A 15,430-nucleotide genomic window follows, 5' to 3' on the forward strand; every position below is an offset into this window, starting at 1 on the left:
TCCTTGTGCAAAGGGAAGAGTGGGGATCAGTCGGAGAAACTACCCTGCAAACGCTCGGCGCGAAACTCCAGGGTTTGCGGGCGATAACCGGGACGCAGCGGCACGATGCCCAAGCCTGCGGCAGCCGCCAGGGAAACCGGCAAGGCTTGGGTGGGGTAGCGCTGCAACAGGCCAGCCAAGTAATGATCAGCAGGACTCCGTTAAACATGAAGCGAAATCTCGGGGGAGAGACGGTTATCGTACCTAAGCTGAGGTGAGATTAGCCATGGGCGAATATGTGATTGTTTTTGCCGGTTCGGCGAGCTTAATGAAAATACTAAATCCGTTAGGAGTGGAAAAAACATTAGTCATGATTAAGCGGAGAATTAATGAAGGCTATAAGCGTGCTTGTTGGTGTTCAGGGTAAGTGGTCTATGTCAACTAGCAGTTCTGATAGGTTGACGTTTCGTTTGGGGGGGTTAAATCTGGTGGTGTCACATGTGCCGAATAATCACACGCTTTCTCAAACGAAATACAAGTGAGGTGAATCATGGGTGTTGATGAACTAATTTTTCGGGGTGGCTCTGAAGGCTATCAAACATCGGCTATCGATCCTGGCAAGAGTATTGTGGCGGGTGCAGTAGTGCCTTTTCATGCGTTTTTTTCCAATTACGACGGGGCAGTATCCTGGTATGTTTATTCGTATGATGATGAACCTGCCGGGCACATTACACCGGATGGTGTGTATACGGCTCCGCTTGCTGGCGAAGCGTTAAGAGTTACTTTGCTCGCCAGAACCGATGATAAGCGTGAAGTTGCGACAGTGGTTACTATCGAGCCGAGATAACGAGCGTAAGCGTCTTTTAATCCTCGGCGATAGCGGATGTAGTCTGTGGTCGCCGAGGGTTATCTTTATTCTAAAAAGTAATCGCTGCGCGTTGGTTTTTTACGCGAAAACCATTGTTTCGAACTGGCGCTGCATCGCTGGCACACCACCGTCGAGCAACGGTCTCATGGCGCCATAACCGGCGTTGTTGATCAGCACATCGAGGTCGCCATGTTGCTGGTTGATCCGTTCGTTCAATTGTTCAAGCGCACACCGCCATTGGTGTTCAGTTGCACGGCGGTGATACCGGCAGCGGTCAATAGCGCCACGACTCAAGCCTTGCGCGCACTGGACCAGGCTTCGTATCCGGCCTGTTTGAACACATCGGCCAAGGCGCGGCCAATGCCGCCGGAACAACCGGTAATCAACGCAACGCTTGTGTAGAAGAGACAAGGGTAATCAGTCGGAGAAACTACCCTGCAAACGTTCGGCGCGAAACTCCAGGGTTTGCGGGCGATAACCGGGACGCAGCGGCGGCATGGGCAGGCAATCTTCCCAGTTCGCCCCGGCTTGCAGTTCGCCTGGGCCGCGATAACGCGGCGCGGCGTATTGATTGTCGGCGAGGTTGACCGTATCGCCCGGCGCGTAGGCAGCAACGCGCCAGCGCAGTTCGGTCAGCGGCACGTCGTTGCCGTTGTTCATCTTCAATAGCAAAGGGCGATCCGCCGGGCAGTGCTCCGGCGCGTAAGTGATGCGCAACTCAAGGCGCGCCAATTGCTTGACCTCGCGATTGTCCAGCCAGACCACCCAAGTGGCCACCAGCCCCAGTCCGATGGCGGCCGCGACTGAAACCGGCAGCGCCTTGGCGGGATATCGCAGCAGCAGGATGAGCCAGGTGATGACCAGCAGGACGCCGATGAACATGACGCGAAACCTCGGAGGAGAGAAGGTCATCCTACCTAAGCGTGGGAGGGGTTGGCGATGGGCTTTATTTCTGCGGTGAATTAACGGGCCTCATCGCGGGCAAGCCCGCTCCCACAATTGAAATGCATTCCCCTGTGTGAGCGAGCCTGCTCGCGATAAGGCCGGTCGAGGCGACACAAAACCCAGGCAAAAACCGCCCCAACCTGCGGCGGACAGGTCATGCAAAGGGCTTGGCAGAGGTTTCTTGTTTTACTTACTCAATCACTGCGCGGTGGCATTACAGCAATACGCCGCTTGTGAACGAGTTGCAGTGGTGGGGAGGATTTTTAAAACACTCGATACATTGGCCTCAGGGGGGCGCAGTATAAGTTGTTGGTTTGTATTGAGTTTTTACGTCATTTATAGCGCTATTTAGATCTGACTTGGCTGTTTGTCAACTAACAGTTCTGCTAGTTGACCAATTGAGTGTTGAGCTTGTTAATGATCGTGGACGAAGTGATGTGTATGTGAATTGTAATGGTTTAATAGGAGGTGTTTATGGAAAGCGTAGCTGGAAGTAATACAGAAATTTCCGAAAGTGACAGTTTGTTGTTCATTGGGTCTTTCCCCCAGATCGTTCATCCAGGAGGGAAAATAGATTTTACAGCATTGGGTAGTTTAGTTTCTGAGACTGATGTCACTTGGTCGTTGGAGTCAATCACGGGTCCGGTTCGTGGTGAGATTGGAGCGGATGGAGTTTATAGAGCGCCTATAGATGTGCCTGTTGGAGCATATTTTTATGTTGTTGCTAAGTCTAAAGATAGCAGTAGGTCCACTGCAGTTCACGTGCAGCTGACTGCAGGAGATGCAACTACTCATCCTGAGAATGTGCCCGATTTTACAGATTTCCTAGCGGTAGATTCACATACCTATATTAATGCTGGTGGGACGATGGGGTTTAATGTTGTAGGTAAGAATGGCGGATCAACTCCTATGCGCTGGTCCGTACATTATATTGGCGGACCGTCAAAACCAGATGATATTGGCAGTGTTAATGGTCATGGGATTTATCGAGCACCATCGGTTGTTGGTTTTGATATGGTGGTGGCAGTTGTAGGTGCACCTCTCTTTGGTGGTGGAGCACCTACGGGTGGGGTGGTAAGAGTTAAGCCTACTATGTAATGAACATCTGAACTGGCATGAAAAAAGCCCCCGACCAACCCGCTGCGGATGGGGACGCAGCGGACTGGACGGGGGCTTCTCGTTTTACTGAACGCTTACTGCGCGATGGTTTTCACCGAAACACCGCGCTCGATCGGCGTAGACCGACCATAGATATCTTCAAACCGCTCGATATCGTCCTCACCCAGATAGCTGCCCGATTGCACTTCAATAATCTCAAGTGGAATCTTGCCCGGGTTGCGCAAACGGTGAACCGAAGCGATCGGAATGTAGGTCGACTGGTTCTCGCACAGCAGGAACACGTTCTCGTCGCAGGTCACTTCAGCGGTGCCGCTGACCACGATCCAGTGTTCGGCGCGGTGGTGGTGCATTTGCAGTGACAGGCACGCGCCCGGTTTGACCGAGATGTGCTTGACCTGGAAGCGACCGCCCATGTCGACCGAGTCGTAGGAACCCCACGGACGATAGACTTCGCAGTGGTTCTGGGTTTCGGTGCGGCCCTGTTCGTTGAGGGTGTTGACCATCTGTTTCACGCCTTGGACCTTGTCCTTGTGGGCGATCATCATGGCGTCCTTTGTTTCGACGACCACGATGTTTTCCAGGCCGATCACCGACACCAGTTTGCCATTGCCGTGGATCATGCAGTTTTTGCTGTCCTGAATGACCACATCGCCTTTGGTGACGTTGCCGTTGGCGTCTTTCTCGTTTACTTCCCACAGCGACGACCAGCAACCGACATCGCTCCAGCCGGCAGTCAGCGGTACGACGCAGGCGCGCTGGGTTTTTTCCATGACCGAGTAATCGATGGAATTGTCCGGACAGCAGGCGAAGGTGGCTTCGTCGATGGTGACGGTGTCGGCGTCCTGTTGGCTGCGTTCCAGGGTCAGCAGGCAGGTGTCGTAGATGTCCGGATCGTGCTTTTTCAGCTCTTCCAGGAAGCGGCTGGCGCGGAACAGGAACATGCCGCTGTTCCAGAAGTAACCGCCAGACTGGACGAACTCGGTGGCGCGTTTCACGTCCGGTTTTTCAACGAAGTGCGAGACGCGGCTGACGCCTTCCGGCAGCAGCGAGTCGTTGGTCGACTTGATGTAGCCGTAGCCGGTTTCCGGTTTGGTGGCCGGGACGCCGAACAGCACCATTTCGCCGTTTTCGGCGGCGACGGTGGCCAGGGCCAGGGCGCGTTGCAGGGCTTTCTGGTCTTCCAGTACGTGGTCCGCCGGCAGCACCAGCATCAGCTCGTCACGACCTTCGTTGACCAGCATCATCGCGGTCAGGGCCACGGCCGGCGCGGTGTTGCGGCCGAACGGCTCCATCAGGATGCGCTGGGTTTCCAGCTTACGGTTGCTCAATTGCTCGTTGACGATGAAGCGGTGGTCTTTGTTGCAGACCACGATCGGGGTGTCCATGCCTTCGAACACCAGGCGTTCCAGAGTTTGCTGGAACAGCGTGTGTTCGCCGGTCAGGGCCAGGAATTGTTTAGGAAACTGCTTACGGGAAAGCGGCCAAAGACGTGAGCCACTACCACCTGACAAGATCACCGGAATCATGTTGTTACTCCTTGAAAATCGTATGGGTCAGAGCTACTGCGTTCTGTCGTTTCACTCTTGTTTTTGTTTCGTGTCCCGACTGACACCTCGGTCCCTTGTAGGAGCATGGCTTGCCAGCGAAGGCGGTCTCGAGGGCCTCTTCGCCGGCAAGCCGTGCTCCTACAGGGCACGGGTCAACCGGGCAAATGTATTAGCGCGTCGAAACCGGGCGTTTTACCCAGACTGGCGACAGGCTGCTGCCGTTGCCGGTGACGTACAGCACCGCCGCTTCACCGCGTTCCAGGGCAACCGGTTTCACGTCGCCCACTTTTGTGGCGCCATCGTATAGCGCCAGGCTGACTTTGACCGGGTTGATTTCACGCTCGCCACGGCCCTTGGCGGCCACGGACGGGACCACTTCGGTCTTGCCGTCGGCGGTTTTCAGGGTCAGGGCCTTGTCGCTCAGGTTCTGTACGCGAACCAGGGATTTCTGCTTGTTCTTGAACGGCGGCTCTTCGATCAGTTGCGGCGCGCCGCTGGCGTTGTTGACCAGGGTGTAATAGTGATCGCCGGCCAGTTTCACCGGCAGGGTCTGGCTGCCGACCTTGGCGCTGTAGTCGCCGCCCGGCATGAAGCTGAAGTCAGTACTGGACAGCGGCGCAACGTCGCTCAGGCTGGTGCTGCCGACGGTGGCGCTGACTTCAGCGTTGCCGGCGTTATAGACCCGTACGAAGCTCGAACCTTTAGGCGCGGTCGGACCGTAGAGGGCCGAGTCACCGGCGGCGAAGGCGTTCATGGACAGCACGCTGAAGGTTGCGGCCAGAGCAAAGGTCTTGGCGAGACGGCGAGGAGTAGTAGTGAAAGTCATGGTGTACCTCTCTTTCAGTTTTGCGCCCGGTCGGGCGTCTCGGATTTAGTGTTTACGGCTACGTTTTGTTGGCGAGCGCCGGCTTCTTTGAGCGCTGCGACCCACTGCGGGTCGGCGTCGCCGATTTCGTTGTTTACAGGCAGATAACGTTCAGGAAACTCCCAGATCAGCACCTGTGGCGGGCTGTTCTTGAAGGCATCGCTTTTCAGGTAGCTGAGCATCGGCAGAATCGGGCCGTGGCCGTCTTCGGCGTAATTGACCACGTCGCTGTTCAGCGCCTCTTTCAGCGCGCCGACGAAGTTCCAGTTCGGGTTGGCGCTGTAGCTGGTGCCGATCAGGGCCACCGGCACTTCGGTATTGGCGAACAGCGCGTCATCACCGCCAGCCTGATCGTCGGCCACCACGGTGTTGCGCTTCTGCAACGGCTCGGTCGCCGGCATCAGGTTTTCGAACAGTGGGTCGAGCGGCAGGAACAAACGCAGGTCACCCTTGTGGGTCACTTTCTCTGCCGGCTCGGTGACGAAGCGTTGAGGCTCGCCGCTGAGCGGGGTTTTCTCGGCGATGGTCTTGGCCAGGGTCTGGGCGGCGATTTGCGCGCCTTCCGGGGTCCAGTGGGTGTCGGTGCGCAGGAACACTTGCTGACCGTCGAGCTTGGCCTTCAGCAGGGGGCCGTACAGGTCGGGTGCGAGGATCTTGTTGGCCGCCAGACGAGCGTGGAAGTCCTCATAAAGATTGGCGTGAATGCTCGAAGGCTTCACTTCGCCCAGGTGTTCCGGATACAGGCGAGTCTTGGCCGGCACGATCGCCATCACCAGTTTCACGCCTTTCTCTTTCAATTCCTGGCGCACGCCTTCGACCAGCGCGTAGTTGCCTTGCAGGTTCAACTCTTCGTTGACGATCGGGTTGAATTCTTCGTCGCTGTACAACCACTGATCGCGACCGAGCACGACGCCCGGACGACCTTCGTTGAACAGTTTGAAATCCAGCGCGGCCCAGAGGTTGGTGCCCAGGCGCTTGATCGGGAACTCGTCGTCGTAGTGCGTTTCGACAGCCTTGGCCCAGCGGCCATTGAGCACTGTCGCATCGGCGTTGGTGCTGAAGCCGAAGAAGCTGCGCGTCGACCACAGGCCCAGGACCAGCAGGGTCACCAGGAACAGGGCGATGTAGAAGATGCGTAATGAGCGGGTCATGGTCAGATCCCTCAGAACTGGAAGTAAAGGAACGGCGAGAAGCTTTGCGCCGAGAGTTTGAAAATCGAGGCAATGAACAGCACCAGTACCAGCGTGCGCATCACGTAACGCGACCAGTCCGCGGTCCAGTAAGCCGGCTGCACGGTGGCTTCAACGCCAACGGTGTAGCCCGGTTGGTGGATGCTGGCCGGGTTGTCGCCCGGTACGGCTTTGATCATTCCTGGTGTCGCACCGGCAGGGCCATCGGCCTCGACGTTGACCGCAGGTTTGGTCTTGACCGGTGGCTGGTTGCTGTAGAAATCACGAATGCCGAAGAACGCCAGGGTTGCGTACGCCACCACCAGAGTCGCCACTTGCAGACCGGTGAGGTTGGCCTCGTTGAGTTCCGACAGCGACCACTCGCCGAAGCTGAACATCGCGCCGTACATGCGGCCTGCGACGTGCAGGTTTTCGGCGCGGAAGATCACCCAGCCCATCACTACCAGCAGGAAGGTCAGCGCCCAGCGGATCGGGTTGATGCTGCGCGGCGAAGTGTTCAGGCCCAGGGCCTTTTCAATCGCCAGCCACATTCCGTGCCACGCACCCCACACGATGTAGGTGATGTTCGCGCCGTGCCACAGACCACCGAGCAGCATGGTCAGGAACAGGTTGCGATAGGTCATCAGCGTGCCTTTACGGTTACCGCCCAGCGTGATGTACAGGTAGTCACGCAGCCAGGTGGACAGGCTGATGTGCCAGCGACGCCAGAACTCGGTGATCGACTGGCTGATGTACGGCTGCTTGAAGTTTTCCATGAAGCGGAAACCCATCATCAAGCCCAGGCCGATGGCCATGTCGCTGTAACCGGAGAAGTCGAAATACAACTGCGCGGTGTACGCCAGCGCGCCAAGCCAGGCATCGCCCGTGGTCGGGTTCTGCAAGGCGAAGCAATGGTCGGCCACCACCGCGAGGGTATCGGCGATGAAGACCTTCTTGATGAAACCCTGCATGAACCGCGTGCAGCCCTCGGAGAACTTGTCGAGGGTGTGGGTGCGGTTGTTGAACTGGTCGGCCAGGTCGCGGAAACGCAACACCGGGCCGGCAATCAAGTGCGGGAAGATCGCCACGAACGCCGCAAAGTCGATCAGGTTGCGCGTTGCCGGGGTGTCACCACGGTAGACGTCGATGATGTAGCTGATGGACTCGAAGATGTAGAACGAGATCCCGATCGGCAACAGCACGTGGGTCAGGATGAACGGCGACAGACCTACCGACGTCATCATCGCGTTGATGCTGTCGACACCGAAGTTGGCGTACTTGAAGTAGCCGAGAATGCACAGGTCGACGGCCACGCCGAGCAGCAGCCAGCGCTGGGCCGGTTTGGTCCGAACGCCTGCGGCGCCGACTTTGAGGCCGATCCAGTAGTTCCACAGCGTGACGGCGGCGAACAACGCCAGGAAGTCCACGCGCCACCAGGCATAGAACACATAGCTGGCGATCAGCAGCAGCAGGTTGCGATAGCGTATTCCGCTCAAGTAGTACATGCCGAGAAAGATCGGCAGGAACAAAAACAGGAACACGTTGGATGAAAATACCATCCCGGTCTCTCCATGTTTAACCAACAGTCAAGGGCCGCAGCCCCCCCAAACCCCCCCACCAAAAACCTGGGGAGATGCATTGCATTCAAACCACCGCGAACCTTGTAGGAGCGAGGCTTGCCCGCGAAGGCGGTGTGTCAGTCGACATCATTGGTGAATGTCCGACCGTCTTCGCGGGCAAGCCTCGCTCCTACAAGGGTTATGCGTTAAGAACCTTTGCCTTTTTCGTTCGCCGGGTCGTAGACCTTGGTCAGGTCACCCCCGAGGCGGAAGGTCTTGAACGGTTGCATCTCGTGCTTTTTCTCAAGCACATCCGGCGAGCAGGTGTAGAGCGTGCAGAACGGTTCGAGCCAGGCGAATTTCGAGTCGACCTTGAGGTCGGTCATGTCCTGTTCCTTGCCGTTCTTGTTCTCGAAGATGTCGGGGTCATTAACCCCGGCGAGAACTCGATCACCCAAACGTTTCAACGCGCCGTTGTTTTCCTGACGCAGATCCACACCGTTGACCTGAGCGAAACTGGCGATCATCGCCAACGGCGGCAGGGCGTAGTTGTGATAGGCGAGGGCGCGTTGCTGGCGCTTGAGTTCGTTGGGCAAGAAGCCTTGGGCGTCGACCTGATTGGCGCCGACCTTGTATTCCTTCACGGCCCAGTCGAACAGGTCGCGGCGGTTGGTGGCGACGGACGTTGCCATCACCGACCACGCGGCCCAGTACGAGTGGTTGTTGGTTTGTTCCAGCGGCAGGTTGTCCCAATCGCTGACCACCTGATCGGCCATTTTGCTGAACCAGGCTTCAATCAACTGCGACTCTTGCTGATGGTTCGCCAACGGGTGCGAGTCGGAGAATTTCAGGCGGATGTACGAAGACGCCATGCTGCCCAACGCCCATTTGCGCATCGATTTGCCGGTGTGGTTGAAGTCTTTGGACATCAACGCATCGGCCTTGGCCCAGGCGGTCAACCAGTTCAGCGTGCATTCAAGCTGTTCCGGGCGACCGTCACGCATGAACTGCATCACGCGCTTGCTGGTGCCGCGCTCGATCTTGGTGATGTCGGCGGTGGTGTCGCGGAAGGCTTTTTCCGATACCTCGTTCAGGGTCGAACGGGCCTTGTCGGAACCTTCGTATTTGCTGCGAAATTGCAGCGCGCCGGTGTACGGCGTCGGCATCGCGTCACAGCCTTCTTTGCTGTCGCCGGTTTTGACTTTTTCAATCGGCGCGAAGTAACCCTGTGGCGGACGCAGCGGCGCGGCGGCCTGGGTGGCGCCAGCGAACATCGCCAGCGTCAGCAGGGAGGGCGCGAGTAGTTTTTTCAAAGTTCGGGTTTGCATGATTGCCTCATTGCCCGACCGAAGCAGTACGCTGCTCGGCACTCGGGAACACGTTGCGTTTGCAGATTTTCGCTTCGACTTTCTGCTGCGCGGCACCTGCTTCAGGACCCTGGATTTCGACGGCCAGCAGATTCTGCGAGGCCCAGTCTTCGTCCGTGCGCAACTCAAAGGCGAAACGCCCGTCGGTGTCGGAGGTTTCCGGTTTTTCGATCTTTATGTCCTCGTGGCGACCGTTCATGTACCAGAGGGTGGCTTGCAGGGTTTTCACCGACGGATCGGCGAAACGGATGTCGACCTGGTGACTGCTGTTTTGCAGGTTCAGGTTCTTGCTGTTGACCATCAATTCGTTCTTGCCCGGTTTCAACGTGGTGCTGCCGGACATCTGTGCATCCTTGCCTTCGCAACCGTTGTCCAGCAGCGCCATCATCTGGCGGTAGATGGTTTCCTGGTCGAGGCGATAGAGCGGCGAAAATTCCCAGATCAGAATCTTCGGCGGCTTGGTCTGGAACTCTTCGCTGCCCAGGTACTGCAGCATCGAACCTTCCAGGCCACCGCCGGGGAACGCCACGTTGAGGATGTCGGCGCCGATGGCCTCTTCGAGGAAACCGGCGAAGTTGTAGTTCTTGCCACTGTGGCTGGTGCCGACCAAGGTGATTTCCGGGTTGCCGGAATCACTGAACAGATCGCCATCCGCTGCTTCGCCTTTTGGCTCGGTAGTGAATTGATCCATGTACTGGATCGCGTAGCTGGTGCCACAGAGTTGACCGGCCATGTTGTGCAACGTTCCGGTCTTGCCCATGCGACCCGACTTGTGGCTCTCGAATTCACGCTTGGGAATGCCGGCAAACTCAGGCAGTTGCTTGATTTTCTCGCCGACGATTTTTGCCGTGCGCTGGGCGCCATACGGCGTCCAGTGCTGGTCGCCACGGAAGTAGAAGTCGTGGGCGGGCAGGGTATCGGGCAGCGACTCGTTGGTCAGCGGCGACAGGTCCGGCACCACGTAACCCATGGCGGCAAAGCGGCCGAGCATGGTCTTGTAGTTCCTCAGCGCCTTGTCGAAATCGAACCTGGCCTTGTCTTCCGGATTGAGCTTGTTGCGGTTCACCAGGCCACGAGTGGGTTGGTAAACAATCACCAGCTCCACGCCTTTGCTCTTGAACGCATCGTGCAGTTCTTTCATGCGTTTGTAGCCGGCGGGGGTGGTGTCGAATTCGGTGCGCAAGTCTTCTTGCGTACGGAACAACCAGTCACCCTGAGCCTGCACCAGCGTGGTGAAGTTCTGCTGGTAACGCGTGGTGTAGTTCTTCGCGTCGTGGGCTTCGGGGCACAGGTTGCAGCACGGTTCGGCGCTGAATGTCGGCGCTTTGGCTTCATCTGCACGAACGCCGCCGCTGGCCGCGAGAATGCCGGCGGTCAGGGCCGACAAGCTGAGTAATTTGATCAAGTGTGGGTGCATAAAATTATCCTCAGTCCCGCATTTCGGTCTGGCGTTCGACAGGGTCGATCAGCACGGCTTTCTGCTGGCGTACCAGCAGGTCGAGAATTTCATCCTGACGCTCGCCGAGAATCCCGCTGAAGCTGATGCCGCTGGATTTGGTCGGGGCAAGCATGGACACGCGATACAGCTCGACGCTCAGCGGCGAGTCGATGGACAGCGGGCCACTGCCGTTGCCGGCCAGTTCACCGCCGACAACGATCAGCGACACCTGGGCGTCGAACGGGTCGAGCTTGATGTCCCGGTCGGTGTCGCTCAGGTCCTTGATGTGGCCGTAGACGCCGGTCAGGCCGTTGGCCATGGACAGGTTTTCATACAGGCGAATGTTCACGCTGTTACGAATGCGGATGCCGTGGCGACGGTTGCTGATCACCTTGTTCGCCCACAGCAGGTTGTCAGCACTCTCGTAGAGGGTGATGCCGTCGGTGTGGTTCTTGTAGATCTCGTTGTAGGCGATGATGTTGTTGACGCTGTTCCGGTCGATCACCAGGCCCGACAACTTGTTGTCGTAGCTGCGGTTGTTGAAGATGAAGCTGTCGTTGACCTCACGGGAAATAATGATCCCGTGCTTCTTCTTGGTCCCGTAAACGGTGTTGTCGGCGATGATCAGACCGTGTGAACGGTCATGCGGGTCGATGCCGTAGACGATGTTGTCTTTGTAGGTGTTGCCCTTGACCACGAAGTCGCGGGTTTCGTAGCAGTAGAAGCCGTACCACATGTCCGAGAACTCGGAACCGATGATCCAGCCGGTCGGTTCAGGACGCTTGAGCACCTTGGCCATGTTCGGCGTGTACTGGGAAATACTCACGCCATACGACTTACTGTTGGCGTAGCCGAAACTGGCCATTTTGCTGTTGGCGATGTACGTCTGGGTGCCGCCCCAGGCCAGCAGGAACGGACGGAATTCCTTCGGCGACTTGAACGTCGCCGGGCCGTTGTCCTTCTCGCGCCAGCCAGTGATTTTGGTGTCGCGCACAAACAGCTGGCCGTCGTTGACCAGGAATGAACCGGCCTCTTGGGACAGGCGCAATTCCTGGGTCTGCTTGTCGATTTCGAGGATGCCTTTCTCACCGACCACAATCGGCAACTTCGCCAGGAAAACGCCGGGCGAGGTTTCGCTGAAGTACTGCTTGGGCAGCTTCGTCGCCAGGTCCTTGAGGTTCATGTAGCCGTCGTCGATGAAGATCGCCTGCGGGATACCGTGCTGACGCACCACCCATTCGGCCATCTTGTTGTCGCCGCCGATGAAGTCCTTCAGCGCGTTCTCTTGCATCATCCGACGCACGCTGATTTTGCCGGCCTTGGTGCGCACGATTTTCGCGGCGATGGCGTCGGCGGTGTAGCCGGCGGTGTCTGGCAGCGTCGGCTTTTCCAGTTCCAGCGGCGCGGTCGGGGCGCTGCTGACGGTGTAGGTCTTGGCCTGTTGCAGTTCCTTGGCCATGGTTACCGGCTTGGTCGGTTCCACGTTGGCGAAGGCGGCCGAGCTTGCCAGCAGCATCGCGCCGGCCAGCAAGGTCAACGAGCCTCTCTTCGGACTGTTCATGTCAGGAACTCCCTTAGCGGTTCGCATCAGAAGCGCCAGATCACGTCGATGAACGCGCGGTGCATGTACGAGTCGACTTCTTTGCCATAGGCATCGCCCGGCTTGAACACGCCGCCACGCAAGCGCACCAGGGCCGACGGTTCGTCGATCGACTGGCTCAGCGCGGCAGGCAACAGGCCTTGCTTGAAGTACTTGGTGACCACAAGGTCCATTTCCTGGCCGAGGTCTTTGTTGCCATCTTCCAGCGGCAGGGACGTGCTGGAGAGAATCGCGCCGGTTGGATCGGTGTCGTTCTCGACGGCGTTGATGCCGTTGCTGCCGACCGGCTTGTTGCCGTCAACGCGCCAGAATTTGTGGTAGATCACGCTGGCGTCGTACTCGTCGTTGAGCATCCACGAACCGAACAACGTAGCGGTTTGCATGTTGTTCATTTCGCCGCGGAACGCTTCGCCGAAACGGTGAACCCGCGAGCGCGTACCGGTGTAGTTCGAGCGGTTGCTTTCCAGGCCGTTCTGTTCGTAATCGGCACTGGCGCGGGCATAGGCTGCACCGACTTGCCATTGCGGATCGAGGCGCAGGCGCACGCCGATATCGGTGGCCCAGCCGTTGAGGTCTTCACCGCGCTTGGCTTCCGTCGGGCGGGAGCCGTCGGCGTTGAGCTGATTCACCGTGTCGGTGTCGCCGCTCATGCCGGTGACGCTGCCCCAGTAATTGACGGTGTTGGTGTTGCGGTAGTTGTAGGCGTCGCTGTCAGCGGTGAGGCCGAGCCAGCTGATGTCGCCGTTCTGTTTCTTGTCCAGCGAGTCGCCGGGCACGCCCGGCTCCGGGTAGTCGAGCTTGCCGTCGTCGTGAGTGTGATGACCGCGAATGCCGACCCAGTTGCCCGGTGTCCATTGATACGCCGTGTCGGCGTAAACGTGCAGGCGATCCTTGTCTTTCGGCGCCAACTCTTTGAGGTCGGTGCGGTATTCGCTGAAGCGTTCGGCGACGCCGACGTTGGCGCGCAACAGCGTGGTGTCGAAGGTCCAGTTCAGGGCTTCGATGTTGGTGTCGCGCCATTGGCCGTCGTCGTTGCGCAGGCGTTGACGACCGAGTTTCAACTGCTCGCCCGGATACGGCGTCAGGCCGCTGTAGCCGACCCAGAATTCGCGCATGGCCAGGTAGTTTTTCTTGGTCTTGCGATCACCGTTGTCGGTGGTCTGGGTGCCGTCGCTGTCGGACTGCTGCAAGGTGTCGGTTTCGATGATGTCGGTGGACGTTACGGCCTGACCCATGGCGTAGGCGCTCCACGCGCCGCTTTCGCCGTAGACCCAGGGACGCAGGTCGAGACCGACGCCATTGACGTCGCCGCCGCTGGCAGTGCCGAGGTCACGGTCGTCTTCGGACTGGCCGGTGATTTTTACGTCCAGACCGAAATTTTTGGTTTCGGTGATTGCCGCCAGGGTCGGGCAAGACCAGATCAGCGCAAACGTCAGACCGATGCCGGCCTTCATGAATGGATTCAACTTCATAGGGATTCCTCGCCGTCTTCTTCTTGCAGGGCATGCAGTTCCAGCGTGTTCTGGCTCAAGGCACCACGAACGGCCTGTTCTTGTTTCAACAGGCGTTGGGCCTCGGCCAGCTGGGCAGGCGGCAGTTGGGCTTCGAGAGTTTGCGCAAGCTCGGTGGCCTGCGGAGTGTTCTGGGCCTTGGCCAATTGGCTGAAGACATAAGCGTTAAGCGGGTCGGGCTTGGTGCCCTTGCCTTGGGAAAACAGTTGGGCGATGGCGAAGTCGGCGCTGTTCTGGCCGTTGCGTGCAGCGGTCAGCAAGTGGTCCAGTGCCTTCTGCGAATAGACCTTGCCCAGGTAACCGCGACGGTAGATCTGGCCGAGGTAGTAATCGGCGGCGACTTCTTTGCCGACGGCTTTCTGGAAATGTGCTTCGGCGACTTTCGCGTCCGCCGGCACCCATTTGCCTTCGTAGTAGAGCTTGCCGAGCAACAGTTCGGCGCGTGGCTGGTCAGCGGCGCGGCCGTTGTCCAGGTACTTCATCATCGTGTCGACGTCGCCGAGTTCCGGGAAGTCGTAGAGCAATTGCGCCAGGCTGACCCACGAAGCGGGGTAGGCGGGGGCGATGTCTTCGAGCAGCGCCTGAGCGGTTTTTTCGTCGGTCTTGCCCAGGCTTGCATCACCAAGCACACGAGCGACGCTGTCCACGCGCTGAGCGGAAACGGTGCCACGGGTATGTGCCGCTTGCATCTGTTTGATCAGCTCGGCTTGCTGTTCCGGTTTGCCTTGTTTCTGGTAAACCGTGGCCAGCTCGACGTAGCAGATGTCGGTGGTGTTCAACGCCGCTTTGCAGATCGTTGCGACTTCGTCCAGGTGCTGGTCGTAAGTGCCTTGGGTGCGATAGAGCAGCACCTGGGCCAGGCCGGCTTCCGGTTTGCCTTCGGCGCGCCATTGGCTGATCTGCTGTTGCGCGTTGACGTTGGGGAAACTGTGCGGGTATTGCAGGTACAGCATCGCCAGCGGGATCAGCGTGTTGCCTTCGCCATTGGCCGAAGCCTTTTTCAACAGGGCTTCAGCTTCGTGCTGTTCGGCTTCGGTGGAGCCGGGTTTGGCCACCAGCAAGCGACCCAGGCGAGCCTGCGCTCGCGGCGAAACGTCGGCCGCCGCGCGGTAAGTCGCCTCGGCCTGTTTGAGCTGCGTCGGGTCGCGGCTGTCGACCTGGATATCGGCGAGGCCTACTTGAGCCTCGCTGTAGCCCAGGTCGGCCAGTTGCTTGTAGTTCTGCTGAGCCAGCGCGGTGTCGCCGCGCTTGAGCGCTTCATTGGCCAGACGCTGATCCGGCAGACCGGCGCAACCGGCCAGGCTGACGGCCAATGCCAAGGCACACACTGTTCCAATGTGGGAGCCAGCCTGCTGGCGATTCAGGCAGCGCGGTGCATCAGTTGAACCGCGTTGATCCCATCGCGAGCAGGCTCGCTCCCACAGGGTCTGCGGTGTGTTCAAGGTAGGAGTCGTCACAGGCAT

At 58.4% G+C, this 15,430-nt stretch carries 12 protein-coding genes and 2 pseudogenes; 2 read left to right on the forward strand and 12 right to left on the reverse strand.

Going from position 1 to position 15,430, the window contains the following annotated elements; genetic code table 11:
• Positions 1-26: 26 nt before the first annotated feature.
• Positions 27-208, reverse strand: a pseudogene (locus KGB24_RS13320) (hypothetical protein).
• A 321-nt stretch (positions 209-529) separates the two neighbouring features.
• Between KGB24_RS13320 and KGB24_RS13325 the strand changes: the two are divergent.
• A complete protein-coding gene (locus KGB24_RS13325) occupies positions 530-826 on the forward strand; it encodes a hypothetical protein (protein ID WP_223413599.1) in 297 nt (98 codons plus the stop codon).
• A 102-nt stretch (positions 827-928) separates the two neighbouring features.
• Here KGB24_RS13325 and KGB24_RS13330 read toward each other — a convergent pair.
• A pseudogene (locus KGB24_RS13330) lies at positions 929-1,233 on the reverse strand (SDR family NAD(P)-dependent oxidoreductase); the annotation flags it as partial.
• 31 nt (positions 1,234-1,264) lie between these two features.
• The gene (locus tag KGB24_RS13335) at positions 1,265-1,729 is read right to left on the reverse strand and encodes a hypothetical protein (protein WP_008025356.1); all 465 of its coding nucleotides are present in this window, start codon (positions 1,727-1,729) and stop codon (positions 1,265-1,267) included.
• Positions 1,730-2,266: 537 nt separating this feature from the next.
• On the opposite strand from KGB24_RS13335, the gene KGB24_RS13340 reads away from it, so the two are divergent.
• On the forward strand, positions 2,267-2,890 hold the full coding sequence (locus KGB24_RS13340) for a hypothetical protein (RefSeq protein WP_223413598.1): 624 nt from the start codon (positions 2,267-2,269) through the stop codon (positions 2,888-2,890).
• A 95-nt stretch (positions 2,891-2,985) separates the two neighbouring features.
• Here the strand turns inward: KGB24_RS13340 and KGB24_RS13345 are convergent, their stop codons facing one another.
• From KGB24_RS13345 to algK, 9 genes are all read right to left on the reverse strand, one after another.
• Positions 2,986-4,437, reverse strand: coding sequence for a mannose-1-phosphate guanylyltransferase/mannose-6-phosphate isomerase (locus tag KGB24_RS13345; RefSeq protein WP_008025357.1), 1,452 nt, complete (start codon positions 4,435-4,437; stop codon positions 2,986-2,988).
• A 190-nt stretch (positions 4,438-4,627) separates the two neighbouring features.
• On the reverse strand, positions 4,628-5,284 hold the full coding sequence (locus tag KGB24_RS13350; protein WP_008025358.1) for an alginate O-acetyltransferase AlgF: 657 nt from the start codon (positions 5,282-5,284) through the stop codon (positions 4,628-4,630).
• A gap of 14 nt (positions 5,285-5,298) precedes the next feature.
• Positions 5,299-6,474, reverse strand: a complete 1,176-nt coding sequence (locus KGB24_RS13355) for an alginate O-acetyltransferase (protein ID WP_008025360.1) — start codon at positions 6,472-6,474, stop codon at positions 5,299-5,301.
• A gap of 11 nt (positions 6,475-6,485) precedes the next feature.
• On the reverse strand, positions 6,486-8,051 hold the full coding sequence (locus tag KGB24_RS13360) for an MBOAT family O-acyltransferase (RefSeq protein WP_008025362.1): 1,566 nt from the start codon (positions 8,049-8,051) through the stop codon (positions 6,486-6,488).
• 206 nt (positions 8,052-8,257) lie between these two features.
• Positions 8,258-9,379, reverse strand: a complete 1,122-nt coding sequence (locus KGB24_RS13365) for a mannuronate-specific alginate lyase (RefSeq protein WP_223414592.1) — start codon at positions 9,377-9,379, stop codon at positions 8,258-8,260.
• 7 nt (positions 9,380-9,386) lie between these two features.
• Positions 9,387-10,835 carry an alginate O-acetyltransferase gene (locus tag KGB24_RS13370; protein ID WP_192227782.1) on the reverse strand — a complete coding sequence of 483 codons (1,449 nt, stop codon included), beginning with the start codon at positions 10,833-10,835 and terminating at the stop codon, positions 9,387-9,389.
• A gap of 10 nt (positions 10,836-10,845) precedes the next feature.
• The gene (gene algG, locus KGB24_RS13375) at positions 10,846-12,417 is read right to left on the reverse strand and encodes a mannuronan 5-epimerase AlgG (RefSeq protein WP_223414591.1); all 1,572 of its coding nucleotides are present in this window, start codon (positions 12,415-12,417) and stop codon (positions 10,846-10,848) included.
• Positions 12,418-12,443: 26 nt separating this feature from the next.
• Positions 12,444-13,928 carry an alginate export family protein gene (locus KGB24_RS13380; RefSeq protein ID WP_223414590.1) on the reverse strand — a complete coding sequence of 495 codons (1,485 nt, stop codon included), beginning with the start codon at positions 13,926-13,928 and terminating at the stop codon, positions 12,444-12,446.
• The gene (gene algK / locus KGB24_RS13385; RefSeq protein WP_223414589.1) at positions 13,925-15,430 is read right to left on the reverse strand and encodes an alginate biosynthesis TPR repeat lipoprotein AlgK; all 1,506 of its coding nucleotides are present in this window, start codon (positions 15,428-15,430) and stop codon (positions 13,925-13,927) included. The genes KGB24_RS13380 and algK overlap by 4 nt, the downstream gene beginning before the upstream one ends.

The sequence above is a fragment of the Pseudomonas sp. BF-RE-25 genome, from assembly GCF_019956105.1.
GTDB lineage: Bacteria > Pseudomonadota > Gammaproteobacteria > Pseudomonadales > Pseudomonadaceae > Aquipseudomonas > Aquipseudomonas migulae.

What these genes read in the sequence shown, in the direction of transcription:
- KGB24_RS13325 (WP_223413599.1), top strand. Translation starts at nt 530, where the DNA reads ATGGGTGTTGATGAACTAATTTTTCGGGGTGGCTCTGAAGGCTATCAA.
- KGB24_RS13345 (WP_008025357.1), bottom strand. Translation starts at nt 4,437, where the DNA reads ATGATTCCGGTGATCTTGTCAGGTGGTAGTGGCTCACGTCTTTGGCCG.
- KGB24_RS13380 (WP_223414590.1), bottom strand. Translation starts at nt 13,928, where the DNA reads ATGAAGTTGAATCCATTCATGAAGGCCGGCATCGGTCTGACGTTTGCG.
- algG (WP_223414591.1), bottom strand. Translation starts at nt 12,417, where the DNA reads ATGAACAGTCCGAAGAGAGGCTCGTTGACCTTGCTGGCCGGCGCGATG.
- KGB24_RS13370 (WP_192227782.1), bottom strand. Translation starts at nt 10,835, where the DNA reads ATGCACCCACACTTGATCAAATTACTCAGCTTGTCGGCCCTGACCGCC.
- KGB24_RS13350 (WP_008025358.1), bottom strand. Translation starts at nt 5,284, where the DNA reads ATGACTTTCACTACTACTCCTCGCCGTCTCGCCAAGACCTTTGCTCTG.
- KGB24_RS13365 (WP_223414592.1), bottom strand. Translation starts at nt 9,379, where the DNA reads ATGCAAACCCGAACTTTGAAAAAACTACTCGCGCCCTCCCTGCTGACG.
- KGB24_RS13360 (WP_008025362.1), bottom strand. Translation starts at nt 8,051, where the DNA reads ATGGTATTTTCATCCAACGTGTTCCTGTTTTTGTTCCTGCCGATCTTT.
- KGB24_RS13340 (WP_223413598.1), top strand. Translation starts at nt 2,267, where the DNA reads ATGGAAAGCGTAGCTGGAAGTAATACAGAAATTTCCGAAAGTGACAGT.
- KGB24_RS13355 (WP_008025360.1), bottom strand. Translation starts at nt 6,474, where the DNA reads ATGACCCGCTCATTACGCATCTTCTACATCGCCCTGTTCCTGGTGACC.
- KGB24_RS13335 (WP_008025356.1), bottom strand. Translation starts at nt 1,729, where the DNA reads ATGTTCATCGGCGTCCTGCTGGTCATCACCTGGCTCATCCTGCTGCTG.
- algK (WP_223414589.1), bottom strand. Translation starts at nt 15,430, where the DNA reads ATGCCTGTGACGACTCCTACCTTGAACACACCGCAGACCCTGTGGGAG.